Here is a 23993-nt window from a genome sequence, read left to right on the forward strand (position 1 = left end):
CTCCACGGGGGACCGTTCAGGCCTTCAGCGGCTCTCCAGCCGCAGCCGGACCTCCAGCTCCTGGTCCCCGGCAGCCGTGCCGACGACGCTCACGGCGAAGGCGCCGCCGAGGTGGTCACGCAGCCGGTCGACCGCCCAGTAGCCGCCCTGGGCGTCCACCGTGACCGGTGCGGAGAGGCGGACGGGGGCGGTCGTGGGCCGGGGTTCGGACACGTCGACGGTGGTGACCCAGGCGGTCGGGTGGTGCCCCAGGGTCTGTCCGGGGATCTCGCCCGCCCGCCGGTCGGACTCGAAGGCGTCGGCAAGGACGTCGAAGACGGTCCGGACGTCCTGGGCTTCGCCCCGGCTGAGCGAGATCACCACCTCCCGGCCCGCCGGGTGGTCCGCGCCGCTCTGCTCGGGTGTGCTGTTCACCGTGGTTCCTTTCGCCGGGGTGCCGGCCTTCGGGGACCCACTCCAGGCTGACCCCGCATCCGTCCGACGGCGACACGGGAGGGCAACTTCGCCACGAAACGCTTTTCCGATGAGATACCCATAAAACATGAATTGCTACGAATAGCGGACTGACCCTCGCCCCGCGGGGTATGCGGACTGTATGGACGTTCTGAACGGAGTAGAACTTTCCGCCCCGGCCACCCTCGCCGACGGCGCAGGGCCCCTCGGGGTCCTCATGGGCGTCGCGGCCCTGGCCGTCGTAGGCATGCTGATCGGCGGCTTCATCCTCGGAAAGCGCAAGCGTGACGCCGAACCGCCGCCGCCCCACCCGCATGAGCAGCCGCAGAAGCCGGACCACCGCACCCACATCGACCAGCACGACACCCACTCCTCCGACCGGTTCCCCGAGGACGGCCACGCCCTGTCTCCGTACGAGCTCAAGGACCACGGCAACGGGCCTCTGCCCCCCGACAGCGAGCCCCCGCGCAGCTGATCGCCCCCCTCCTGCGGGGGCTGTGCGTCGGCCCCCTCCGGCCAGGAGGTCGTGACGGCCGGCACGCTGCCGACCGACGCACCCGCTTCACCGTCCTCGTAGCGCTGGCGGCCGATCCGGTGATCGCCGCCGCCAAGACCGTGGGCGGTCCGGTCTCCGGATCGGCCGCCTGCTGTCGGAGGCCGCCCACTCGGTCGCCGACAGCCTCAACGAGGTCTTCCTGCTCGCCGCGCTTCGGCGCAGCCGCCGCCGCGCCGATGCGCGTACCAGGGAGGCGATGACCGACCGGTGGCCCGAGGCCCACCACGTCTTCCCCGACATCACGAACGCCCCGCCGCGCACCGGACTGTGAGGGCGCGGCCGCGTTGCGGGACCGGGCGGGCCGTCCGAGGCTGGTTGCTGGACCGCGGCGGCGGAACAGGGGCCGCCGCCCGAAGAAGGCAGTGGACATGACCGGAAGCGATCCTCGTACGGCCCCGTCGGCGGCTCCGCTGACCGGACCGGCCGCGCCGTGCTGGGTCAACCTGATGACCCGGGACCTGGGGGCCGCCCAACGGTTCTACGCCGAGGTACTGGGCTGGTCGTTCCGGCCCGGGCGGCTCGGCGCGGAGTTCTCCGTGGCGCGCCGCGGGGAGGTGCCGGTCGCCGGTGTCGTCGCCGTCTCGTCCACGTATCAGGTCGCGGTGGCCTGGATGCCGTACTTCGCGGTGGCCGACGCGGACGTGGCCGCCGCCCGGGTCCGTGAACGCAGCGGGACGGTGGCGGTGGGGCCGCTGACGATCGCCACGGGGCGCGGGGTGCTGGCGTCGGACCGGGACGGGGCGGCCTTCGGCCTGTGGGAGCGCGCCGAGGCCGCCGCCTCGCCGCCGGCCCCGGCCGACCACGCGCACGCCTGGCTGCGGCTGCGGACCCGCAACGCCTTCGACGCGGCGATCTTCTACGGCGAAGTACTCGACTGGGCGAGCGGACGGCCCGGATGCTGCGATGTCGCGTACGAGGGCGAGGAGGTCATCGTGCGCTGCGAGGGGCGGCCGCTGGCCCGGATCAGTTCCGGGGCGGTGGAGTCCGCGGTCGATCCCCTGGTGCGCCCGCACTGGCAGGTGCAGTTCCCGGTGGCGGACCTCGCGGAGACGGTCACAGCGGCCGGCCGGCTCGGTGGCGTGCTCGTCGAGGAGCGTACGGTCCTCGGTGGCACGGAGGTCACGCTGCGGGATCCCGACGGCGCGCTGTTCACGGTGACCGATGTACGTACACCGGTGGGCTCGGGCACCGTCTAGGGCTCGCGCCGCGGTTCCCCGTCGCGCGCGCCGGACCGGTCCCGGGCCAGCGCCCAGACGGGCAGGACGAACCAGCAGATCACGAACCAGAGGGCCATCGCCCCGACCAGCCACAGGGCGAGGGCGTTCTCCACGGAGAGGCGCAGGATCAGCAGGAGCGTCGAGCACATCGTGCAGAACAGCATCACCAGCCCGAGGACGGTCAGCCGCGACGCCCAGATGACTGTCTGGGGCTTCATCCGGCGGCCGGTGAGCAGTCGGTGGTACGAGACGGGGCCGATGAGGGTCGCCGCTGTCCCTGACCCCAGCATGACCGTCACCACGTAGATGGTCCGGTCGGTGTCCCCCAGTTCCGTGAACCTCGACTGGAAGACCACCGCGAGCAGGAAGCCGAAGAGGATCTGCACCCCGGTCTGTGCGACACGCAGTTCCTGGAGCAGCTCGGACCACTGCCGGTCCGCCCGCTCCTCCTGGGTCTCCTGACGTCCACTGCTGGATGTCACGCGGCCTCCCTCTCCGTTCCGTGCACCGGGGCGTGCCGTCCGCTTAAGCTCGTCCGCAGGGCATCGCGCGTCGGTCACCGGCCGGGTGAGGCGTGGAGGTAGCCCGTGAGATGCCTGTTGGAGGCATTCCACCGTGTCAGTCGAGTTGAACCACACCATCATTCATGGCCGGGACAACCGGGAGTCCGCCGAGTTCCTGGCGGATCTGCTGGGCCTGGCGGTCGGAGCACAGTGGGGTCCGTTCGTTCCGGTCGTTCTCGCGAACAGCGTCACCCTGGACTTCGCGACGGTTCCCGCGGAGTCGATCACCCCGCAGCATTACGCCTTTCTGATCTCGGAGGCGGAGTTCGACACCGCGTTCGCGCGGATCCAGGAGCTGGGCATCGAGTACTTCGCCGATCCGCACGGAAAGCACCCCGGCGAGATCAACCACAACGACGGCGGCCGGGGGGTCTACTTCCCCGATCCGAGCGGTCACGGTCTGGAGCTGATCACCCGCCCGTACGGCGGCTGATCACCAACAGACACCTTCGGGGCCCGGCCCGCTCCACGCGGCCGGGCCCTTCCCGTGATGCTCAGCCGGTGCGGAGCAGGAGCTCGGGGCGGTCCCACAGCACGGCGGGCGGGTTGGCCCGGACCGTACCGACGGGCTCGGCGCCCACACTGCGGTAGAAGCCCTCGGCGGGCGGGTGGGACACGATCCGGACGCCGCTCAGGCCGGCGCTCCTGGCCTCCTCGCGCAGATGGCCGATGAGCAGGCGGCCGATCCCGCGCCCCTGGGCCTCGTCCGCAACGAACATCAGGTCCAGCTCGGGCGGGTCGAGGAGCAGGGCGTAGAAGCCGAGGACCCGGTCCGTGCCGAGGTCCGCGGCGACGAAGACCCGGTGCGTCTCGATGTAGTCGGGGCCGATCCGGTAGCCCTGGACCATCGGGGCGTACGGGCCCTCGTAGGCGCGGGAGGTGCGGACCAGCCGGGTCAGCCGTGCGGCGTCGCCCGCAAGGGCACGGCGGATCGTCGCATCAGTGGATCGTGCGGCACGACCGGGCCGCGGCATGCCTGCTGTCATACGGTGAGTATGACGCACCACAGCGGCGGCTTCGGGCCGGTCTCCGCTGTTTCAGCCACTGATCACGAGGCCCTCGCGCAACCGCCTCAGCGCTCCCTCGGGCACGCGCAGCCCGTTGCGCACATAGCCGTCGAGGCCGCCCCAGCGCTCGTCCATGGCGTCGAGCGCCGCCTCCAGGTAGCGGGGGCGGACCTCGATGATCGCCGCCGCCACCGCGGGATCGCCGCCGCCGTCGAGGAACTTCTGGACGTAGGGGGCGAAGGCCCGCCGCGCCGCGGGATTCACCGCGAGGAAGTCCGCCCGCACGCTCGCGCGGGACGCCCCGAGGATCATCAGCAGGACGGCCGCCGCCCAGCCGGTGCGGTCCTTGCCCGCCGTGCAGTGGAAGAGCACCGGACGTGCGCCGGGGTCGGCGGCGGTCTCCAGGAAGGCCCGGTAGGCGGCCGCGGCACCGAGTGAGAGCACCATCTTGCGGTAGGTGTCGGCGAAGAGTTCCTCGGCCCGGCCGCCCCCGAGGGTCCGCTCCGCCTCGTCCGGGTCGGCGAGCAGGGACCGCAGTCTGGCGGGCGCGACGCCCGGGTGGTCGCCGAGCACATCGGCGACGAAGAGCCTGGCCCGGTCCGGGAGCCGGTCCGGGGCCCACTGGCGTTCGTCGGCGGTGCGCAGGTCGACGACGGTACGGATACCGAGTGCGGCCACCGCCCGGTCGCGGGCCGGGTCGAGCTCGCTCAGCTGCCCCGAACGGAACAGGACGCCCTGCCGCACCCTGCTGTCACGGCCCAGGGTGATACCCCCCAGGTCGCGCAGATTGACAACGGTGGCGGCCGGAACGGTGCGGGCGGTCTGCACGATGAACTGCCTCTTTCCCCGATGAATTCCAGGAACTCCACATACCAGGCGGCGTCCGGACCCCGAGTCCGGCGGGAGCCCGGTCCGGCGGGAGCATCAGTCCGACAGGAGCTTCGTCTTCTGCTGCACGAACTCCTCGTCGCTGAGCACGTCCCGCTTCCACAGGTCGGCGAGCCGCTCCAGCCGGTCGATGATGTCGTCGCCAACGGCCTCCTCCGCGTCGGTCCCGTCCGTGCCGAGGCGCTCGTGCGCGACGAACGCGCCCCCCGCCGCACGGACGGCACGGGCGACCGGAGTGGTCCACAGGTCCTCCCGGACGACGAGCGCGGCGAAATCGCCCTCGGGCACGCTGCCGCCGAGCACCTCGATGTCCTCGGGGTTCAGCTCCGGCGCCGCCCCGCCCTCCCCCGCGTCGAGCGGCACGACCCCTTCCGGGTCCAGCTCCCGCAGCCCGGCCCGGACCAGTGAGCCGTCCTCGGCCCGGCGGACGAAGGCCAGGTCCGTGGCGCGCGGGGATCCGGACGCCACGGCGTCGGCGAGGGCGGGAGCGACGGCCCCGGTGAAGCGGCTGCCGGGGAAGGCGATGACGAGGTACTCCACAGGTCCGACGGCCACGGTCGCGTCCTCTCCGTATCCCGGCGGCCTCGGGCGCGCCGGGGTGGATACGGGCATTCCAGAGAATGAATAAGAAATCGGGAAACTTCGCACATAATATGCATCTACATCCGATTTCATCCCGATACCGAGGGCCGCCGTGTTGCCCGAAGCCCGGCCACCGCGCCGGTTACGCGACCGTACGTAAAGGATCAAGTGCATACCCGAGAGGGCAAGGTCACAGCACGTGCCCCTGCTGCTCATTCCGCGCACTGGCCTAGCATCTGAGCATGACGGTCCAGCCTGCTGACGGGCTCTCTCAGGCCGCCGCGTTCCCCGACCCCTCCCATGACCAGTGGCAACGCCTCGTCGAAGGCGTACTGCGCAAGTCGGGCAAGGAAGTCTCGGGCTCGGCCGCCGAGGAAGCGCTGTCCACCACACTGGAGGACGGGCTCATCACCCGCCCCCTCTACACCGCGCACGACAGGTCGCCGGACACCGGCTTTCCCGGCTTCGCCCCCTTCACCCGGGGCAGCAGGGCCGAGGGGAACGCGGCGGGCGGCTGGGACGTGCGCCAACGCCACACCCTCACCGGCCCCGCCCGGCTGAACGAGGCGGTGCTCGGCGATCTGGAGAACGGGGTCACCTCGCTCTGGCTCACCGTGGGCGGCCCGGCGGGTGTCCCCGCCGACGCGCTGGCCCGCGCGCTGGACGGGGTCTACCTCGACCTCGCCCCCATCGCCCTGGACGCCCCGGACGACACCGATGCCGCGGTGGGCGCGCTGCTCGCGCTGTACGAGAAGCGCGGCGTCGCGAAGGGCCAGGCACGCGGCACGCTGGGCGTCGACCCGCTCGGCCACGAGGCGCGGACCGGCGTCGAGGGGGACCTCACCGCCGCGGTGCGCTGGGCGCGGGTGTGCGGCGCGGAGTACCCGGGCCTGCGGGCGCTCGCCGTGGACGCGCTGCCGTACCACGAGGCGGGCGGTTCGGCCGGTGAGGAGCTGGGGCTCTCCCTGGCCACCGGGGTCGCCTATCTGCGGGCCCTGACCGAGGCCGGGATGAGCGTGGACGCGGCCTGCGGCCAGCTGGAGTTCCGCTACGCGGCCACCGCCGACCAGTTCCTGACCATCGCCAAGCTGCGCGCGGCGCGCCGGCTGTGGGCGCGGGTCGCCGAGGCCTCGGGCGCGCCCGGGGCCGGGGCCCAGCGGCAGCACGCCGTCACCTCGCCGGTGATGATGACCCGCCGCGACCCGTGGGTGAACATGCTGCGCACCACGCTGGCCACCCTGGGCGCGGGTGTCGGCGGCGCGGACTCCGTGACCGTCCTGCCGTTCGATCACGCGCTGGGTCTCCCCGACGCGTTCGCGCGCAGGATCGCCCGCAACACCTCCACGATCCTGATGGAGGAGTCGCATCTGGCCCGGGTCATCGACCCGGCGGGCGGCTCCTGGTATGTGGAGCGGCTGACCGACGAGCTGGCCGCGGCCGCCTGGGCGTTCTTCCAGGAGACCGAGCGGGCGGGCGGGCTGCCCGCGGCCCTGCGCTCCGGAATGGTCGCGGAGCGGCTGGCCGCCACCTGGGCGGCGCGCAGTGCGAAGCTGGCCCGCCGCAAGGAGCCGGTCACCGGGGTGAGCGAGTTCCCGATGCCCTCCGAGCGCCCGGTGGAGCGCGAGCCCGCGCCCGACCCGTACGCCGGGGCTCCGGGCGGTCTGCCCCGGGTCCGCCGGGACGAGGCGTTCGAGGCACTGCGGGCCCGCTCCGACGCGCACCTCGCCGCGACGGGCGCCCGCCCGAAGGTGTTCATCGCCGCACTGGGACCGGCCGCCGCGCACACCGCGCGGGTCTCCTTCGCCGTCAACCTCTTCGGGGCGGGCGGGATCGAGGCGGTGCACGATCCGGTGTCCGTGGACGCGGAGACGGCGGCCGGCGCGCTGACCGCCTCCGGGGCGGGCGTCGCGTGTCTGTGCTCGTCGGACGCGCTGTACGCCGAACAGGCGGAGCAGGTGGCCGGGGCGCTGAAGTCGGCGGGCGCGGAACAGGTGTTCCTCGCCGGACGCCCCGGCGAGTACGCCGGTGTCGACTCCTACGTCTTCGCGGGCTGCGACACGGTCGCCGTTCTCACCTCCGTACTCGACCGCATGGGAGTGGCGTGATGCCGACACCGCCCACGGACCGGAAGTCCTCCGTTCCCGACTTCTCCGACGTGCCGCTCACTTCCGCCGCAGCGCCCGCCGGCTCCGCCGAGGAGTGGCAGGCGGCCGTGGCGAAGGCGGCGGACGGCTCCGAGGCCGCCCCGCTGTGGGAGACGCCCGAGGGCATCACGGTCAAGCCCCTCTACACCGGCGACGACCTCGAAGGCCTGGACGCGCTGCACTCGTACCCGGGCATCGCCCCGTATCTGCGCGGGCCGTACCCGACGATGTACGTCAACCAGCCCTGGACGATCCGTCAGTACGCCGGGTTCTCCACGGCCGAGGAGTCCAACGCCTTCTACCGCCGCAACCTCGCGGCCGGGCAGAAGGGCCTCTCGGTCGCCTTCGACCTGCCGACCCACCGGGGCTACGACAGCGACCACCCCCGGGTGACCGGCGATGTCGGCATGGCCGGGGTGGCGATCGATTCGATCTACGACATGCGCCAGCTGTTCGACGGCATTCCGCTGGACCGGATGTCGGTGTCGATGACGATGAACGGCGCGGTGCTCCCCGTGCTGGCCCTGTACATCGTGGCCGCCGAGGAGCAGGGCGTACCGCCCGAGAAGCTGGCCGGGACCATTCAGAACGACATTCTCAAGGAGTTCATGGTCCGCAACACCTACATCTATCCGCCGACGCCCTCGATGCGGATCATCTCCGACATCTTCGCGTTCACCTCGCAGAAGATGCCGCGCTACAACTCCATCTCGATCTCCGGCTACCACATCCAGGAGGCCGGGGCGACGGCCGATCTGGAGCTGGCGTACACGCTTGCCGACGGGGTGGAGTATCTGCGCGCCGGGCAGGAAGCAGGCCTGGACGTCGACGCGTTCGCTCCCCGGCTGTCGTTCTTCTGGGCGATCGGCATGAACTTCTTCATGGAGGTCGCCAAGTTGCGGGCGGCCCGGCTGCTGTGGGCGCGCCTGGTCAAGCAGTTCGACCCGAAGAACGCCAAGTCGCTTTCCCTGCGTACCCATTCGCAGACCTCGGGGTGGTCGCTGACCGCGCAGGACGTGTTCAACAATGTGACGCGTACGTGCGTGGAGGCGATGGCCGCGACCCAGGGGCACACCCAGTCGCTGCACACCAACGCACTGGACGAGGCACTGGCGCTGCCCACCGACTTCTCGGCGCGGATCGCCCGCAACACCCAGCTCCTGCTCCAGCAGGAGTCGGGTACCTGCCGGGTCATCGACCCGTGGGGCGGCAGCGCGTACGTGGAGAAGCTGACGCGCGACCTGGCGGAGAGGGCCTGGCAGCACATCGAGGAGGTGGAGGCGGCCGGTGGGATGGCCAAGGCGATCGACGCGGGCATCCCCAAGCTCCGGGTGGAGGAGGCCGCCGCCCGTACGCAGGCGCGGATCGACTCCGGGCGGCAGCCGGTGATCGGGGTGAACAAGTACCGGGTGGAGACCGACGAGCAGATCGATGTGCTCAAGGTCGACAACTCCTCGGTGCGCACCCAGCAGATCGAGAAGCTGCGGCGGCTGCGCGAGGAGCGCGACGAGGTGGTGTGCCAGGAGGCGCTGCGGGCGCTGACGGCCGCCGCCGAGCGGGACCCGGGGCCGGGCCTGGAGGGCAATCTGCTGGCGCTGGCGGTCGACGCGGCCCGCGCGATGGCCACGGTCGGGGAGATCTCGGACGCCCTGGAGAAGGTGTACGGGCGGCACGCCGGGCAGATCCGTACGATCTCCGGTGTGTACCGCAAAGAGGCAGGGGAATCCCCTTCGGTGGACCGCACACGCAAGCTGGTCGACGCTTTCGAGGAGGCGGAAGGGCGCCGTCCGCGCATCCTCGTCGCCAAGATGGGCCAGGACGGCCACGACCGGGGCCAGAAGGTGATCGCCACGGCCTTCGCCGACCTGGGCTTCGACGTGGATGTCGGCCCGCTGTTCCAGACGCCGGGCGAGGTGGCGCGGCAGGCCGTCGAGGCGGACGTGCACATCGTGGGCGTCTCCTCGCTGGCGGCCGGGCACCTGACCCTGGTGCCCGCGCTGCGCGAGGAGCTGGCCGCCGAGGGCCGGGAGGACATCATGATCGTGGTGGGCGGGGTGATTCCGCCGCAGGACATCGAGGCCCTGCACGCGGCGGGAGCGGCCTCGGTCTTCCCGCCGGGCACGGTGATCCCGGACGCGGCCCACGATCTGGTGACGCGGCTCGGCGCCGCGCTCGGCCACGAGCTGTGAGCCGCTGACCGGATGGCTGTGAAGATCGACATCGACGGTTATGTGCAGGGAGTGCTCGACGGCAAGCGGGCCTTCGTGGCTCGTGCGATCACGCTCGTCGAGTCGACGCGGGCCGAACACCGGGTGCTGGCGCAGGAGTTGCTGAGCCGCCTGCTGCCGCACGCGGGAGCGGCGCGGCGGATCGGGATCAGCGGGGTGCCGGGCGTGGGCAAGTCCACGTTCATCGATGCGCTCGGCACGATGCTCACGGGGCTCGGGCACCGGGTGGCGGTGCTGGCCGTGGACCCGTCCTCCAGCCGTACGGGCGGTTCCATCCTGGGCGACAAGACCCGGATGGAACGCCTCGCGGTGGACCCTGCGGCCTTCGTCCGCCCCTCCCCCACGGCGGGCACGCTGGGCGGGGTGGCGAAGGCGACCCGGGAGTCCATCGTGGTGATGGAGGCGGCGGGGTATGACGTGGTGCTCGTGGAGACGGTGGGGGTCGGGCAGTCGGAGACTGCGGTGGCCAACATGGTCGACACGTTCCTGCTGCTGACCCTGGCCCGGACCGGCGACCAGTTGCAGGGCATCAAGAAGGGTGTCCTGGAGCTGGCCGACGCCATCGCCGTGAACAAGGCCGACGGTCCGCACGAGCGCGACGCCCGCTCGGCGGCACGCGAACTGGCGGGCGCACTGCGGCTGATGCACCCGGCGGACGCGGCCTGGACTCCCCCGGTACTGACGTGCAGCGCACGCGAGTCGACGGGGCTCGACACGCTCTGGGACCGCCTGGAGCAGCACCGTAGGGTCCTGGAGTCGACCGGGCGGCTGGCGGCCAAGCGCCGGGACCAGCAGGTCGACTGGACCTGGTCGATGGTCCGGGACGAGCTGCTGGACAGCCTGCGGTCCCATCCGGCGGTGCGGAAGCTCACGCCGGAGCTGGAACAGCGGGTCAGGGAGGGCACGTTGACGGCGACGCTGGCCGCCGAGGAGATCCTTCGGGTGTTCCGGGGGGACGCGGGGACGTCCGGCTGAACCGTCCCGCGCGCGGGGCGGCCAAGGTGTCGGCTCACGGGCGGCGGCGAGGTCGTGGACGACCCGGACGATGGTCCGGTCCTCGGCTGCGACTTCACGCACGGGGTCCAGGACCTCGACCGCATGGCCGAGGGCGGTGGCGGGCTCGTCGAGCAGGACGACGGGGGCCTGAACCGTCCGGGGCCGGGACACGGTCCGTCCCGGCCCCCGGCGGCGTACGCACTGCCGGTTCAGGCGCTGCCGAGCGCCTCCGAGACCAGGGCGCGCGCCTCTTCCTGGACCTGGGCGAGGTGTTCGGGTCCCTGGAAGCTCTCCGCGTACACCTTGTAGACGTCCTCGGTGCCCGAGGGGCGGGCGGCGAACCAGGCGCTGTCGGTGCAGACCTTGAGGCCACCGATCGGCGCCCCGTTGCCGGGTGCCTCGGTGAGGACGGCGGTGACGGGTTCCCCGGCCAGGGTGTCGGCCTTGACCTGCTGCGGGGAGAGCTTCGCCAGGACCGCCTTCTCCTCGCGGGTGGCGGGCGCGTCGATGCGCGCGTACGCCGGGCTGCCGAACCGGGCGGTGAGCTGCGCGTAGTGCTGGGAGGGGGTGGAGCCGGTGACGGCGGTGATCTCGGAGGCGAGGAGGGCGAGCAGGATGCCGTCCTTGTCCGTCGTCCAGACGCGGCCGTCGCGGCGCAGGAACGAGGCCCCGGCGGACTCCTCGCCGCCGAAGCCGAGGCTGCCGTCGTAGAGGCTGTCGACGAACCACTTGAAGCCGACCGGGACCTCCACCAGGCTGCGGCCGAGGTCGTGGGCGACCCGGTCGATCATCGAGGAGGAGACCAGGGTCTTGCCGATACCTGTTCGGGCGGGCCAGGCGTCGCGGTGGGTGTAGAGGTAGTCGATGGCTACGGCCAGGTAGTGGTTGGGGTTCATCAGGCCGCCGTCGGGGGTGACGATGCCGTGCCGGTCGGCGTCCGCGTCGTTCCCAGTGGCGATGGTGTACGCGTCGCGCTGCTCGATCAGCGAGGCCATGGCGTGCGGGGACGAGCAGTCCATGCGGATCTTGCCGTCCCAGTCCAGCGTCATGAACCGCCAGGTGGGGTCGGCGAGCGGGTTGACCACGGTGAGGTCGATCCGGTGGCGTTCCGCGATGCGCCCCCAGTACGCGACGGAGGCGCCGCCGAGCGGGTCCGCGCCGATCCGGATGCCCGCCTCCCGTACAGCGTCCAGGTCCAGGACGGCGGGCAGGTCGTCGACGTACGTGCTCAGGAAGTCGTGCCGGTGCGTGGTGTCGGCGGCCAGGGCACGGGCGTACGGAATGCGGCGGACCTCTCCGAGTCCGGCCTCGATCAGGGCGTTCGCCCGGTCCTGGATCCAGGAGGTGGCGTCCGATGCGGCCGGGCCGCCGTTGGGCGGGTTGTACTTGAAGCCGCCGTCGGCCGGCGGGTTGTGCGACGGGGTGACGACGATGCCGTCGGCCAGGTGCTCGGCGCGCCCCCGGTTGTACGTGAGGATGGCGTGCGAGACGGCGGGAGTCGGGGTGTAGCCGTCGGCGCTGTCGATGAGGGCGGTGACCCCGTTGGCGGCGAGCACCTCCAGGGCGGTGCCCCGGGCCGGTTCGGACAGGGCGTGGGTGTCGGCCCCGAGGTACAGCGGCCCGTCGGTGCCCCGGCGGGTGCGGTAGTCACAGATCGCCTGGGTGGTGGCGGCGATGTGGTCGTCGTTGAACGCGGCGGCGAGCGAGGACCCGCGGTGGCCCGAGGTGCCGAAGGCCACCCGCTGGGCGGGGTCGGCCGGATCGGGGTGCAGGGCGTAGTAGGCCGTCACCAGTCGTGCCACGTCGACCAGGTCCGCGGACTGCGCCGGCTGCCCGGCCCGTTCGTGCGCCATCGGGTCTCCTCGTACGTCTTCGTCGTCGGCCGGGCCGCGGGGAGACGGGCCGGCGCACCGGGGATAAGGATCACCCCCGGTCCGTACCCGATTCTGTCGCCTCGGCCGCCCCGGTGCGCGACCGGTTCACGCCTTCCTCGCGTCGCTCCCCGGCCGGGTCGGCACCGCGCCCCCGGTCCGCGGGGGGCCGGGGGCGGGGAGAGCGCAGGCACGCGTGCTCAACGGCCCTGCAGGGCCTTCACATTGTCGCCGAAGGTCCAGCCCTTGGAGCCGTCCCAGTTCAGGGACCAGGTCATCAGCCCCTTGAGCGCGCCGTCGTAGTGGTTCCACGCCTGGGCGACGAGGCCGGTGGACATGTGGCCGCCGCCCGCTCCGACCTGGGCGGGCAGGCCCGGCACCTGCTTGTCGTAGGGCACCTTGACAGTGGTGCCCTGGATGACGAGCCCGGCGTCGAGGCAGTCGGTCTGGGCGACGAAGCCCTCGACCGTACCGGCGGAGTAGGCGTCGCCGGAACAGCCGTACATGCTGCCGTTGTAGTACTGCATGTTCAGCCACCACAGCCGGCCGTTGTCGGCGTACTTCTTGATGATCGGGAGGTAGGCGCCCCAGATCGAGCCGTAGACGACGCTGCCGCCGGTGACGTACGCCGTCTCGGGGGCCATGGTGAGTCCGAAGCCAGGGGGCATCGCGGCGAGGACGCCGTCGATGATGCGGATCAGATTGGCCTGGGAGGCGGAGAGTTCGTTGATGTTGCCGGTGCTGATGAGGCCGGTCTCGATGTCGATGTCGATGCCGTCGAAGTTGTACTTCTTCAGGATCGGGACGATCGTCTCGACGAACCGGTCGGCCACCGCGCTGGAGCTGAGGTCGATCCCCGCCGTGGCACCTCCGATCGACATGAGGATGGTGCTGCCGGAGGCCTTGGCCTCGCACATCTCGGCGGGGGTGGCGACCTTGACGGTGTTGTCCATACCGTCCTCCCACAGCACGGTTCCGTCGGAGCGGATGACGGGGAAGGCCGCGTTGATGACGTTGTAGCCGTGTTCGGCGATACGGGAGTCGGTGATCGGGATCCAGCCGAGCGGCGGGTGCACTCCGTTGGCCGCGCCGTCCCAGTTCTCCCAGTACCCCTGGAGCACCTTGCCGGCGGGCTTCGACTTGACCGCACAGGTCTCGTCGGCGGCCTTCGGGGGTGCGGCCCCGACCAGCGTCGGTACGACGAGTGCCGCGGCCAGTGCGGTGCCCAGCAGCCGTGATGTCCTGCCCATGACGCGTGTCCTTCCTGCCCGGGTCTGCCGCGCCGGTGCGAAGGGTTCGCACCGCCCACCCCATGTCGTGCCCCTGACAAACCGTAGAATGGTCCAGACCTACGGTCAAGAGGTCTGGACCAAGTCGAAGCGGACCTGGCGGGGGGCGGACGAGCGGCCCGACCAGGGATGATGCCCGTACAATACGACTGCCAGGGACCTCAGTTCGATACCCGAAAGGGTTGCAGTACCACTTGACATGCGATAGGCCTACCATAGCCGCGAGCCGCGAGCCGCGAGCCGCGAGCCGCGAGCCGCGAGCCGCGAGCCGCGAGCCGCGAGCCGCGAGCCGCGAGCCGCGATCGAGCGGTGTGCCCGTAGCCTTTCGGGGTGGCCATGCACGCTAGCCAGCCCCTCCGCGTCCCCGTCGGGACCGACGCCGAACGGTGGAACACCTTTCGGGGTGAGAAGACCCTGGTCGTAGCGGCCCGTACGGTCACCTCGACCGTACGGGTCCTCGAATGCCTCCCCGCCCTGCTGCGCGGGGACGCCCGGGTGACGGTCGTCTTCGCCCACGACCCCACCTCCGCGTTCAACGACGGAGTGCTGGAGCTGCTGCACGACGCGGGCTGCCGGGTCATCCCCTGGGAACAGGTAGGTCACGCCGAGCCCGACCTGATCCTCACCGCCAGCGAGAACATCGAGGTTCCCGAGGGGCATTGCCCGGTCCTCGTGCTGCCGCACGGCATCGGCTTCCAGAAGCAGGTACCGGACTCCCGGGGGCCACGCGACCGGCTGTCCGGGGTCGTACCGGACAGCCTCCTGGAGTCCGGGCGCGCATGGCTGGCGATCTCGCATCCGAGCCAGGAGGAGCAGTTGCTCTCCTCGCACCCCAAGGCGGCCGGGCGCACCCTGCTCGTGGGCGACCCGTGCTACGACGAGCTGCTCGTCAGCGCCGGGCGGGCGGGGGCGTACCGGCGCGCGCTCGGGGTTCCGGCCGGGCACCGGCTGGTGGTGCTCAGTTCCACCTGGGGCGGCAGTTCGCTGATCGGCCGGGACCCGGGGCTGGCGGCCCGGGTGCTGGCGGCACTGCCCTACGACGAGTTCCGGGTGGCGGCGATCATTCACCCCAACGTCTGGGCGGGGCACGGTTCCTGGCAGGTACGCACCCTTCTCGCCCCGGCTCTGGAAGCCGGTCTGATGCTGGTCCCGCATGTGCATGCCTGGCGGTCGGCCCTGGTCGCGGCGGATGTCGTGGTCGGCGATCACGGTTCGGTGACCTTGTACGGGGCGGCGCTCGGCAAACCCGTCCTGCTCGGGGCCTTCGGCAGCGAGGCGGTCGACGGCACCGCCGTGGCCGCGCTCGGGCGGGCCGCGCCCCGCCTCCACGGTCCGGGGGACCTATACGAACAGATCACGTCCGCGCTGGCCGGCCGGGACCGGTTCACCGCGGTCGCGGAGGGGGCGTTCGACCAGCCGGGACGGGCCCTGGCCCGGCTGCGTACCGCCCTCTACCACCTGCTGGACCTCCCGGAACCGACGCACACGCCCCCGCCCGACCGTTACCTGGGCGAGCCCGAGGAGACGGGAGCGGCGGTCACCTCCTGGCGGGTCACCACCACCGTCTCGGCGGACACCGTCACCGTACGCAGGCGGCCCGCGGCGGTGTCTCCGGGCGAGGACGAGACGGCCGGGCGCTTCGTCCATCTCGCCTGCGACGAGCGGGAGGCGGACCGGAACACGAAGGAGAACGCCTCGGCGCTGCTCCGAGGCGCTCCCGCCCCTGCCGCGACGGCGGCGCTCCAGTGGATCGGGGACACACTGAGCCGCTTCCCGGGGTGTCGTCTCGCAGCGGCCTCCGTGCGCGGAGGCGGGCATCTGGTGGGACTGCGGGACGGGCGGATCGTGGAGGCGGCGATGACCGGACCGGCGACCGGTCCGGGCCTGCCCGCAGCAGCCGTCCACGCCCTGCTGCGGGCCGCCGCTCCGCTGGCGGACGCCCAGCTGACCGTCCGCTTCGGAGCGCGCGACGAGGACGTGGTACTCAGGCTGCGTACACCGCCGGCGGGCGGCATCTCGGCCTGAGCACATAGCTGTTGGGCGGGTCAGTCGTCCGCCGGTCCTTCCTCCAGCCGCTCGCGGAGTTCCTGCGCCCGGGGGCTTCCCCCGGCCTCGAAGATCGCGAGCGCCCGTTCCAGATGGCCGCGCACCCGGCGGGGGTCGCCCTGGATGCGCTGTTCGATGTCGGCCAGCGCGACGAGCGCCTGGGCCTCGTAGTGGGTCGCCTCCTGCGCGCGGAGGACCTCGGCGGCTTCGCTCAGGGACCGGACCGCTTCCTCCGTCTCGTCCAGGCGGTTGTGTACGAGGCCGATGGCCATGCGGACCCGGGCCGCCATTCTCAGGTCCTCGCGGGCGATGAGCTGTTCGTGCGCGCCGCGCAAGGTCTCCAGCGCCTCGGCGGGGTTCCCGGCGGCGTCCTGGGCACAACCCAGGAAGTAGGACGCTATGGCGGCTCCGCGCCCCTCGTTCGCGGCCGTGTTGAGTTCGAGGGCGCCGCGGTAGGCCTCCATGGCCCGGACCGGGTCGCGCTGGTCCCAGTACCGGCCGGAGAATTCCTGTACGGAGGCGCGGACGACCAGGTCTCCCGAGACCTCGGCGCAGGCCTGGGCCCGCTCCAGCTGGCTCCGTGCGGCCGCGTACTCCCCGAGATCCATCAGGGGGCGGGAGAGGAGACTGCGGAGCCTCGCCTCCGCCGCGGGCACCACGGACTCGGCGGCCGCCGCCGCACCCAGTTCGAGCGACTCCTGCCAGTCACCGAGATGCCGGTGGTGGAGGAACAGTACGGTCAGCGCCTCGGCGAGCTGCCACACCTCGGTCTGCAGCGTCTCCTCGCGCGCGGCGGCCCGCAGTACGCCGAGGATGTTGCGGTGTTCGGCCTCCAGCCAGTCCACGGGCTGCGGTGCGCCCTCGGCGGCGAAGGGGTCGGGAACGCCGGCGAGCAACCGCGTGTGGTCGGCGATGCGGAGCCGGTCCTCCCGCACGGCCCGGTCGGCCAGCGCGGTCAGGGCCAGATAGTGCAGGGTCACCCGCCGTACCAGCGCCAGCCGTTCGCCGGGGCGCTCCTCCTCCGTCGCACGTTCCCGGGCGTGCAGGCGTACGAGGTCGTGGAAGCGGAGGCGTCCGTCCGCCGTCCGGTCGAGGAGGCCTGCCCGGTGGAGGGATTCCAGCGCGTCCGCGGCCGGGCCCGGGGCCAGGTCCGCCGCCACCGCGGCGACCCCGGCGTCGAAGGAGGCGCCCGGGTGCCAGCCCAGCAGACGGTAGAGCCGGGCGGCTTCCGGAGCGAGTTCACGATAGGCGAGGTCGAAGGCGGCGGACACGGACCGTTCCTCTCCCAGGGACATTCCTGCCAGTCGGCGCGATTCCGTGGCCAGCTCCGCCACGAGCCCCGCCAGGGTCAGCCGGGTGTCGGCCGCCAGCCGGGCGGCGACCACGTGCAGCGCCACCGGCAGCCCGCCGCACAGCTCCACGAGGCGTTCCGCCGAGGCGGGGTCGGCCTCGACCGTGCCGGTTCCGCACCGGTCGGCGAGCACCTTCAGGCCACTGTCCTGGTCGAGCGGCTCCACCGGCATCAACCGTGCCCCGTCCAGGGCGAGTTCCCCGATGAGGCTCCCGCTCGCGACGAGCAGCGCGCTGCCCTTTCCCTTCGGCATGAGGGCGGCTGCCTGGGCGGGGCCCGAGACGTTGTCCAGGAAGATCAGCAGCCGTCGGCCCGCCGACCGGGTCCGCAGCAGCCGGGTCCGGTCCTCCAGCGTCGCCGGGATGTAGGGGTCGTCGACCCCCAGGGACTTCAGACAGCGCCGTACGGCCTCGGAGATGTCGGGGGCCTTCGACTCCGTGCGCAGGGAGGCGTAGTCCACGTAGATCTGCCCGTCGGGGAACCGTTCCCGTTCGCGCTCCGCCCAGTGGGTCGCGAGGGCGGTCTTGCCGACGCCGGGCAGACCGTACAACGCGGCGAAGCCGACGCTCGCCCCACCGTCGGCTCCGTTCCGGGCCAGCCAGGTGTCGAGCGCGGCCAGGCCCTTGGCCCGGTTGACGAACCGTACGGCCAGTGGCGGGATCTCATCGGGTGGAACATACGTTCCGGACGGCGGCGTCTCCTGGACGTTGAACGTGATGCCGCCGTGGATCGCCCCGGCCTGGACGGTCGGCCCGTAGGTGGTGCCGGACAGGTCGTTGCGCGAGGAGACCGGCTCGGACCCGCCCGTCCGCCCCGCCGTCACTCCGCGCCCGGCCGCTGCTCCGGGGCCGTCACACCGGAGCCGTTCAGCGTGAAGTGGGAGATGTTCTGCCCCTGGACCACCGGGGCGTACTGGGTGCCTCCGCTGACGGAGTTGGAGACCGACACCGTGGGGGCCGACGGCTGGAGGGGCGCCAGTTCGTCGAGCAGGGTCCGCAGCTCCTCGGCGGCCTCCGGGTTGGCGCGCAGGGCCCGGCGGAGCCTGGTCCGCCACTCCGCCTCGATGTCGGCCGCCGTCGCCTCGTCCGCGTCGGCCCGGGCCGCCGTCAGCTCGGCGCGGGACTCCTCCAGCTCGGCGTCGACCGCGTCGGTGCCCTCGCCTCGGGACAGGAACCGGGCCAGCCGCCCGCGTACCTGCGTCCAGGCCTCCGTCGCCATCAGCCCCACGACGGTCGTCGCACCCGATGCCGCCAGTGTCATCAACTCGGCTTCCACCGAACCCCCTCTGCCTCGCTCCTCACACCGTACGGGCGGGTGGCCCGTCACTGGTAGCAACCGTAGAGAGCGAACAGTCCCCGCGGAAGCGGAATCGAGGGCGCGGCGCGGTGCAGTTCCGGCCATGTCGCCCGTGGCGTACCGGCCCTGTGGAGGGCTGTGCTCCCGTGCGCGGGAAAGGCCGGTGCCACGGCGGGGCCGCGAGGTCGGTCACTGACCGCGTGCCCCGAGATCACGGAGTGAGTACTCACTCAGCCTGTGGCCCGCGGGCCACAGGCTGCCTCGCGGCGCCCTCCGCAACCGTCGGGCCGCCCGGCGCGTGATGATGGGTAGGGGGCCGCGACGCGGCAGCGTTCCGCCGGCACCGCCGGCCGGCACCCAGGAAGGGCGGTCGTCATGTCCCCAGCCGGAGTGAAGACGTGGGCCGCAGCGCTGCTCACCACGCTCGTCCTGGCCCTCCTCTCGGTCGGGTGCACGGGCGGGGACGGCTCCGGGCCGACACCCCGCGGCAGCTCCCCGTCTGGGACGGGCTCGGGCACCGAGGGCCACGTGCTCGCCGTGAAGATCGACAAAGTGGCACCCGCCCGGCCCCACACCGGGCTGGAGCGGGCCGACATCGTCTACGTCGAGCAGGTGGAGGCCGGGCTCAGCCGCATCCTCGCCGTCTACTCCTCGGATCTGCCACCGGCCATCGGCCCGGTCCGCAGCGCCCGGGAGACCGATCTGGAGCTGCTGCGCCAGTTCGAACGGCCGACGCTGGCGTTCTCCGGCGCCCACAGCAGACTGCTGCCGGTCATCGACCGGGCGCCGCTGGAGGCCGTACCTCCGTCGAAGGCACCGCAGGCCTACTTCCGGGGGCCCGACCGGCCCGCCCCGCACAATCTCTACCTGCGGCCGGAGAAGATCCCGTACGCCGCGTCCGGTGTCAACGCCGTCGAGGCGCTGGGGCTGCGCTTCGGGGCGGCTCCGCCGGGCGGGGAGCCGGAGGACAGCCATACGGTCCGCTACCCGTCCGCCGCCGTCAGCTTCACCTGGTCCGCCGAGCGGGGCCGGTGGCTGGTCTCGCTGGACGGCTCCCCCGCCCGTACCTCCGACGGGGCGCGGATCGGGGCCGGTACGGTCATCGTCCAGGACGTGACTGTACGCCCTTCGGACTTCCGCGACCGGTCCGGGAGCGTCAGCCCGTTCACCGAGACCGTGGGCTCGGGCGACGCGCTCGTCCTGCGTGACGGCCGCGCCCACGAGGCCCGGTGGTCGCGCGCCTCGGCCGAGGACCCCACCGGGTTCAGCACCCCGGACGGCGAGCGCGTCGATCTCGCCGAGGGGCCGCTCTGGATCCTCTACGCGCCGAGCGGGGGAAGCCCCGCCCGCTGAACAGCCGGCGGCGGGGCCGACGAGACGGTACGGGCGATCCCTCGGGAGGGCGGCCGGGCGCCTGCCCCCCTTCCAGCAGCGGGGCAGGCGCACCGGGGCCGGGCCGACGGTCTACGGTCGACTGCGTCGGGGGGCCGCAGCCCGCCGCACGCAGCCGCGCACAAGGAGCACGTACGTTGTCGTCGTCCCCGTCCGGCCTGGTCGCAGGCATGGAACGCCACCAGGTCGCCGTCTATGTCGGGGCCCTCGCCGCCGGAGGCCTGGTGGGCCGGTTCGCTCCGGATGCGGGACCGGGCCTGGAGCACGCCATCAACCCGGCGCTGGCCGCCCTGCTGTACGTGACGTTCCTCCAGGTGCCGGCCGCGGAACTGTGGCGCTCGTTGCGGGCGGGCCGTTTCCTGGCCGCCGCACTGGTGGTGAACTTCGTCGTGGTGCCGCTGGTGGTCGCCGCGATGTTCGCCTTCCTCCCCGACGAACAGGCGGTCCGCGTCGGTGTCCTGCTGGTGCTGCTGGCACCGTGCATCGACTACGTGATCGTCTTCAGCGGGCTCGCCGGAGGCGACAACCAGCGCCTGCTGGCCGCCACCCCTCTCCTGCTGCTCGCCCAGATGGTGCTGCTGCCGGGCTATCTGTTCCTGTTCCTGGGGCCGGGCCTGGCCGACGTGGTGGAGGCCGGACCGTTCGTCGAGGCGTTCGTCGTCCTGATCGTGATCCCGCTGGTTCTGGCCTGGCTGACCCAGGCCTGGACCGCACGCCGCCCGGCGGGGCGGAAGGCCGCCGACGCCATGGGCACGGCGATGGTGCCGCTGATGGCCGCCGTCCTGTTCACGGTGGCCGCCTCCCAGCTGCCGAAGCTCGGCGACACCGGCAGCGTGGCGTACGTGGCCCGCGTCGTCCCGTTCTACGTACTCTTTCTCGTCGTGATGGCGTTCGCGGGGCTCGGCGTCGCCCGCGCGTTCCGCCTGGACGTCCCCGCCGGGCGGGCGATCGTGTTCACGGGCGCGACCCGCAACTCCCTGGTGGTCCTCCCCCTGGCCCTGGCGCTCCCGGACGCGCTGGCCGTCGCCGCGGTGGTCGTGGTCGCGCAGACCCTGGTCGAGGTGATCGGCATGGTGGCCTACGTGCGGGTCGTACCCCGGCTGCTTCCGCCCCGGGACTGACCCGCACCCGCCACGGCCGCGCGCGGGCGCGTTCCGGCCCACCGGGGCAGGGGCGGGCACATCGGGACACAAGTGCGTTTGTTCATAGGCCAGTTCGGGTAACCCACCCCTGCGCCCGTTGGGTTAGGGTCACCTGATGACGAGTGCCTCACCGCCTCCCCCCTCCGGCGCGACCACCGACGACAAGCACCCCTTCGCCGCGTTCGGGCTGCTGTCCCGGCCCGGTACCGACGCGTTCTGGGCGGCGGCACGGACACCCGTGTCGGTACCCGCCGACGGCGGGGGCTGGCTGACCCTCTTCCTGTGGCGCGGCTCCGAGGCTGTACTCGACTTCGAGAGCTGGTCACCGCCCGTGCCGCTGCGTCGCTGGGGCTCCACGGACTGCTGGTACGCCGAGGTGCGCATGCCCGCGCGGCTGCGGGTGACCTACCGCGTCCTGGCGGGAGGGGCCGCCCACGCCGATCCGTGCAACCCGGTCGGCGCAGGCGGCGAGCGGTCCATCGCCGCGACGCCGGATGCCCCGCCCCAGCCACACTGGCCCGCCCTCGGCCCGGACGACGTCCTGCCCCTTCCCCGTACCCGGCTCCGCTGGAACAGCGGCCGGCTCGGCGGGCGGCGCACCGTGCGCGTCCACCCGGTGGGCGGCGGCGGTCCCGTGGTGCTGCTGCTCGACGGGGACGACTGGCTGTATCTGCACCCGGCCATGACTGCCTTCGACGCGGCCTTCGACGCGGGTGACATGCCTCCGGTCACCCTCGTCTTCGTGCCCGCCAAGGACCGGGAGGCGGAGTTCGGCTGCCGCCCCGAGCTGTGGGAGGCGGTCCGGGACGAACTGCTGCCGCTGGTGGCCGAGTCCGGCGTGGTGGCCGATCCGGACCGGCTGGTGGTGGCCGGGCAGAGCCTGGGCGGGCTGAGCGCGCTGTACGCGGCTCTGGAGTTCCCGGAGCTGGTCTCCCGTATCGCCTGTCAGTCGGGGTCCTTCTGGTGGGCGCCCGGGGCCATGGAGTCGGCGGATCCGCTGGGCGGGGCCGTCGGGGGCGCGATCGCCGGGCGGCTGCGGCGGGACGCCCACCTGTCCCGGCTGCGGTGCGCGTTCGACGTGGGGGAGCACGAGGCCTCCATGCTGCCCCACTGCGAGCTGACCGAGACGCTGACCGAGCGGTCGGGCGCCACCGTGCGCGTGTCACGTTCGGCTTCCGCGCACGACCGCGCGGGCTGGCGGCAGGCGCTGCTGAGGGATGTGGCCTGGGCGCTGGGCTGAGGGGTTGCAGGGCGGGCCCCCCGGTTCACCTCGCCACGGCCAGGCAGTACGCCTCGTCCCGTGCCAGCAGGTTGCGGTGCGTGTCCTCCGCGGTGATCACGCCCTCGTCGAGGACCAGGACACGGTCCGCCGCGTCCAGGAGCGGTGGGCTGCTGGTGATCACCACCGTCGTCCGGCCTCTGCGCAGTTTCGCGATGTTGCGCGCGATGAGCTGCTCGGTGACCGCGTCGACGGCCGTCGTCGGGTCGTGCAGGACCAGCACCTCTGTGTCGGCGGCCAACGCGCGGGCCAGCGAAAGGCGTTGCCGCTGGCCTCCGGAGAGGTTCGCCCCTCGGTCGCGGACCGCGTAGTCCAGGCCCTCGCGGTGAAGGGCGACGACGTCGGTGAGCATGGACGCCTCGACGGCCTCCTCGACCGTCCGGCTGGTGCCCGACGGGTCGATGTTCGTCCGGAGTGTACCGGCGAAGATCTCCCCGTCGTACGGGTTCACCAGCATGTGCTCGCGTACGGCTTCGACCGACAGCTCCGCGATCTCCTGGCCTCCGATGCGCACCACTCCCCCGTACGCGTGGGGGGCGACGTTCACCGCGAGGACGGCGGCGAGGTCTGCCGCCGCGCGCGGCTGATAGGCGGCGATCGCCAAGAACTCGCCCGCGTTCACGGTGAACTTGAGCTCCCGCAGGGTGCCGTGCCGTACGCAGTCGACCTCCAGGGTTCCGCCCGGCTCCGGGCGGCCGGGGCCCGGTGTCGCCACCGGTGGGGCGGAGAGCACCAGCGCCATCCGTTCGGCCGAAGCCCGGGCGATCATCACGTACTTGGGCATCTCGGAGAACATCTTCAGCGGTTCCATGATGAACTGCGCGAGGCCCACGGCCATCACCAGTTCCCCGATGGTGATCCGGTCCTCGAACGCCAGCCAGCCCGCCGTCAGGGAGACCGCCGCGGCGAGGACCGCGTTGAGGGCCAGCGCGGTGCCCGCGTACCGGCCGTTCACCCGGGCCACGGTGACGGCCTGGCGCTTCGCGTCGGTGCTGACCTTGCGGTAGGAGCCGAACGCGGCGTGGTTGCCGCCGAAGCCGTGGAGCGGGCGCAGGCCGATGATGAGGTCGGCGACCTTGGCTCCCGCCCGTGCCACCTTGGCCTGCTGCTCCTGGGTGCTGGCGCCGATCCGCTTGGACATCACGGCCAGGACCGACAGGATCGCGACGGTCCCCACGACCACCAGCAGGCCGAGCCGGAGGTCGGCCAGGCTCAGTGCCACGGCCGCGACCGACACGGCGACCAGAGAGCTGATCAGCAGCGGCACCACTTCGATGATGTCGGCGGTCTGGTCGGCGTCCTCGGTGGCGATGGTCAGGATCTCACCGGACTTGAGGCCGTCGACGTCCCTGGCCACCGGTTGGAGCCCGCAGGCCGCGACCCGGACCCGCCAGCGGTGCGCCTCGGTCGTGTTGGCCTTCTGCAGCACCCGCATGCCGAACCGCCACGACAGGGACACCGTCGTGATGATCACGGCGAGCGCGCCGATCGACACTCCGAGCGAGGGGAGGCTGCGGTCCTGCATCGTGTGCTCGACGATCATGCCGAGCGCGATGGGGAACGCGGTCTCCGCCGCCTGGTACAGGCCCATGAGGACGGTGCCCGCGATCATGGCGCCGATGTTGCGGCGCAGGGCGGTTCGCAGGATGGCGGCGCCCGGGCGGGGCCGCTGCGTGTCGGTCTTCATCAATGG

The 23993-nt window shown here is 72.4% G+C and carries 20 protein-coding genes and 1 pseudogene; 11 read left to right on the forward strand and 10 right to left on the reverse strand.

The window, feature by feature from the left end:
* Nucleotides 1-24: 24 nt before the first annotated feature.
* On the reverse strand, nucleotides 25-414 hold the full coding sequence (locus tag CIB93_RS03180) for a hypothetical protein (protein ID WP_096623819.1): 390 nt from the start codon (nucleotides 412-414) through the stop codon (nucleotides 25-27).
* 181 nt (nucleotides 415-595) lie between these two features.
* On the opposite strand from CIB93_RS03180, the gene CIB93_RS03185 reads away from it, so the two are divergent.
* From CIB93_RS03185 to CIB93_RS03190, 3 genes and pseudogenes are all read left to right on the forward strand, one after another.
* Entirely contained in the window at nucleotides 596-928 is a 333-nt protein-coding gene (locus CIB93_RS03185; protein ID WP_096623821.1) for a DUF6479 family protein, read from the forward strand.
* Between the two features lie 20 nt (nucleotides 929-948).
* Nucleotides 949-1193: pseudogene (locus tag CIB93_RS37635) on the forward strand (cation transporter); the annotation flags it as partial.
* A 184-nt stretch (nucleotides 1194-1377) separates the two neighbouring features.
* Nucleotides 1378-2205: a VOC family protein gene (locus tag CIB93_RS03190; RefSeq protein WP_096623823.1), complete on the forward strand. Its 828-nt coding sequence runs from the start codon at nucleotides 1378-1380 to the stop codon at nucleotides 2203-2205.
* Here CIB93_RS03190 and CIB93_RS03195 read toward each other — a convergent pair.
* Nucleotides 2202-2708 carry a DUF6328 family protein gene (locus CIB93_RS03195; protein WP_096623825.1) on the reverse strand — a complete coding sequence of 169 codons (507 nt, stop codon included), beginning with the start codon at nucleotides 2706-2708 and terminating at the stop codon, nucleotides 2202-2204. The genes CIB93_RS03190 and CIB93_RS03195 overlap by 4 nt on opposite strands.
* 133 nt (nucleotides 2709-2841) lie before the next feature.
* Here CIB93_RS03195 and CIB93_RS03200 point away from each other — a divergent pair, with 133 nt between their 5' ends.
* Complete coding sequence (locus CIB93_RS03200; protein ID WP_096623827.1) at nucleotides 2842-3222, forward strand: VOC family protein; 381 nt, start codon at nucleotides 2842-2844, stop codon at nucleotides 3220-3222.
* A 61-nt stretch (nucleotides 3223-3283) separates the two neighbouring features.
* On the opposite strand, the gene CIB93_RS03205 is transcribed toward CIB93_RS03200, so the two are convergent.
* From CIB93_RS03205 to CIB93_RS03215, 3 genes are all read right to left on the reverse strand, one after another.
* Nucleotides 3284-3775 (reverse strand): GNAT family N-acetyltransferase, encoded by a 492-nt coding sequence (locus CIB93_RS03205; RefSeq protein WP_096623829.1) that lies wholly within the window; start codon nucleotides 3773-3775, stop codon nucleotides 3284-3286.
* Between the two features lie 51 nt (nucleotides 3776-3826).
* Nucleotides 3827-4624, reverse strand: a complete 798-nt coding sequence (locus tag CIB93_RS03210; RefSeq protein WP_096623831.1) for a tyrosine-protein phosphatase — start codon at nucleotides 4622-4624, stop codon at nucleotides 3827-3829.
* A gap of 96 nt (nucleotides 4625-4720) precedes the next feature.
* Nucleotides 4721-5239, reverse strand: coding sequence for an SHOCT domain-containing protein (locus tag CIB93_RS03215; RefSeq protein ID WP_096623833.1), 519 nt, complete (start codon nucleotides 5237-5239; stop codon nucleotides 4721-4723).
* Nucleotides 5240-5508: 269 nt separating this feature from the next.
* On the opposite strand from CIB93_RS03215, the gene CIB93_RS03220 reads away from it, so the two are divergent.
* From CIB93_RS03220 to meaB, 3 genes are read left to right on the forward strand one after another with little or no spacing between them, the layout of a single operon-like run.
* On the forward strand, nucleotides 5509-7371 hold the full coding sequence (locus CIB93_RS03220) for a methylmalonyl-CoA mutase family protein (RefSeq protein WP_096623835.1): 1863 nt from the start codon (nucleotides 5509-5511) through the stop codon (nucleotides 7369-7371).
* On the forward strand, nucleotides 7371-9599 hold the full coding sequence (scpA, locus tag CIB93_RS03225; RefSeq protein WP_096623837.1) for a methylmalonyl-CoA mutase: 2229 nt from the start codon (nucleotides 7371-7373) through the stop codon (nucleotides 9597-9599). Before CIB93_RS03220 ends, scpA begins: the two co-directional genes overlap by 1 nt.
* Nucleotides 9600-9611: 12 nt before the next feature.
* On the forward strand, nucleotides 9612-10613 hold the full coding sequence (gene meaB / locus CIB93_RS03230) for a methylmalonyl Co-A mutase-associated GTPase MeaB (RefSeq protein ID WP_096623839.1): 1002 nt from the start codon (nucleotides 9612-9614) through the stop codon (nucleotides 10611-10613).
* Nucleotides 10614-10843: 230 nt separating this feature from the next.
* Here meaB and pgm read toward each other — a convergent pair whose 3' ends face one another.
* Nucleotides 10844-12487 carry a phosphoglucomutase (alpha-D-glucose-1,6-bisphosphate-dependent) gene (pgm, locus tag CIB93_RS03235; RefSeq protein WP_096623841.1) on the reverse strand — a complete coding sequence of 548 codons (1644 nt, stop codon included), beginning with the start codon at nucleotides 12485-12487 and terminating at the stop codon, nucleotides 10844-10846.
* Nucleotides 12488-12705: 218 nt separating this feature from the next.
* Entirely contained in the window at nucleotides 12706-13755 is a 1050-nt protein-coding gene (locus CIB93_RS03240; protein WP_096623843.1) for a chitinase, read from the reverse strand.
* Nucleotides 13756-14130: 375 nt separating this feature from the next.
* Here CIB93_RS03240 and CIB93_RS03245 point away from each other — a divergent pair, with 375 nt between their 5' ends.
* A complete protein-coding gene (locus CIB93_RS03245) occupies nucleotides 14131-15819 on the forward strand; it encodes a hypothetical protein (RefSeq protein ID WP_179499941.1) in 1689 nt (562 codons plus the stop codon).
* A 20-nt stretch (nucleotides 15820-15839) separates the two neighbouring features.
* On the opposite strand, the gene CIB93_RS03250 is transcribed toward CIB93_RS03245, so the two are convergent.
* The gene (locus CIB93_RS03250; RefSeq protein ID WP_096623847.1) at nucleotides 15840-18014 is read right to left on the reverse strand and encodes an NB-ARC domain-containing protein; all 2175 of its coding nucleotides are present in this window, start codon (nucleotides 18012-18014) and stop codon (nucleotides 15840-15842) included.
* Entirely contained in the window at nucleotides 18011-18466 is a 456-nt protein-coding gene (locus CIB93_RS03255) for a hypothetical protein (RefSeq protein WP_096623849.1), read from the reverse strand. Before CIB93_RS03255 ends, CIB93_RS03250 begins: the two co-directional genes overlap by 4 nt.
* 396 nt (nucleotides 18467-18862) lie before the next feature.
* On the opposite strand from CIB93_RS03255, the gene CIB93_RS03260 reads away from it, so the two are divergent.
* From CIB93_RS03260 to CIB93_RS03270, 3 genes are all read left to right on the forward strand, one after another.
* Entirely contained in the window at nucleotides 18863-19840 is a 978-nt protein-coding gene (locus tag CIB93_RS03260; protein WP_096623851.1) for a DUF3048 domain-containing protein, read from the forward strand.
* 209 nt (nucleotides 19841-20049) lie between these two features.
* A complete protein-coding gene (locus CIB93_RS03265; protein WP_096623959.1) occupies nucleotides 20050-21000 on the forward strand; it encodes an arsenic resistance protein in 951 nt (316 codons plus the stop codon).
* 136 nt (nucleotides 21001-21136) lie between these two features.
* On the forward strand, nucleotides 21137-22261 hold the full coding sequence (locus CIB93_RS03270; protein ID WP_096623853.1) for an alpha/beta hydrolase-fold protein: 1125 nt from the start codon (nucleotides 21137-21139) through the stop codon (nucleotides 22259-22261).
* 25 nt (nucleotides 22262-22286) lie between these two features.
* Here CIB93_RS03270 and CIB93_RS03275 read toward each other — a convergent pair whose 3' ends face one another.
* Entirely contained in the window at nucleotides 22287-23987 is a 1701-nt protein-coding gene (locus CIB93_RS03275; RefSeq protein WP_096623855.1) for an ABC transporter ATP-binding protein, read from the reverse strand.
* Nucleotides 23988-23993 lie beyond the last annotated feature (6 nt).

It is taken from the genome of Streptomyces sp. WZ.A104, assembly GCF_002382885.1.
Lineage (GTDB): Bacteria > Actinomycetota > Actinomycetes > Streptomycetales > Streptomycetaceae > Streptomyces.

Bases quoted from the DNA above. Each gene is read 5' to 3' on its own strand.
- scpA (WP_096623837.1), top strand. From the start codon at position 7,371: ATGCCGACACCGCCCACGGACCGGAAGTCCTCCGTTCCCGACTTCTCC.
- CIB93_RS03275 (WP_096623855.1), bottom strand. From the start codon at position 23,987: ATGAAGACCGACACGCAGCGGCCCCGCCCGGGCGCCGCCATCCTGCGA.
- CIB93_RS03245 (WP_179499941.1), top strand. From the start codon at position 14,131: ATGCACGCTAGCCAGCCCCTCCGCGTCCCCGTCGGGACCGACGCCGAA.
- CIB93_RS03185 (WP_096623821.1), top strand. From the start codon at position 596: ATGGACGTTCTGAACGGAGTAGAACTTTCCGCCCCGGCCACCCTCGCC.
- CIB93_RS03240 (WP_096623843.1), bottom strand. From the start codon at position 13,755: ATGGGCAGGACATCACGGCTGCTGGGCACCGCACTGGCCGCGGCACTC.
- meaB (WP_096623839.1), top strand. From the start codon at position 9,612: ATGGCTGTGAAGATCGACATCGACGGTTATGTGCAGGGAGTGCTCGAC.
- CIB93_RS03220 (WP_096623835.1), top strand. From the start codon at position 5,509: ATGACGGTCCAGCCTGCTGACGGGCTCTCTCAGGCCGCCGCGTTCCCC.
- CIB93_RS03270 (WP_096623853.1), top strand. From the start codon at position 21,137: ATGACGAGTGCCTCACCGCCTCCCCCCTCCGGCGCGACCACCGACGAC.
- CIB93_RS03265 (WP_096623959.1), top strand. From the start codon at position 20,050: ATGGAACGCCACCAGGTCGCCGTCTATGTCGGGGCCCTCGCCGCCGGA.
- pgm (WP_096623841.1), bottom strand. From the start codon at position 12,487: ATGGCGCACGAACGGGCCGGGCAGCCGGCGCAGTCCGCGGACCTGGTC.
- CIB93_RS03205 (WP_096623829.1), bottom strand. From the start codon at position 3,775: ATGACAGCAGGCATGCCGCGGCCCGGTCGTGCCGCACGATCCACTGAT.
- CIB93_RS03190 (WP_096623823.1), top strand. From the start codon at position 1,378: ATGACCGGAAGCGATCCTCGTACGGCCCCGTCGGCGGCTCCGCTGACC.
- CIB93_RS03260 (WP_096623851.1), top strand. From the start codon at position 18,863: ATGTCCCCAGCCGGAGTGAAGACGTGGGCCGCAGCGCTGCTCACCACG.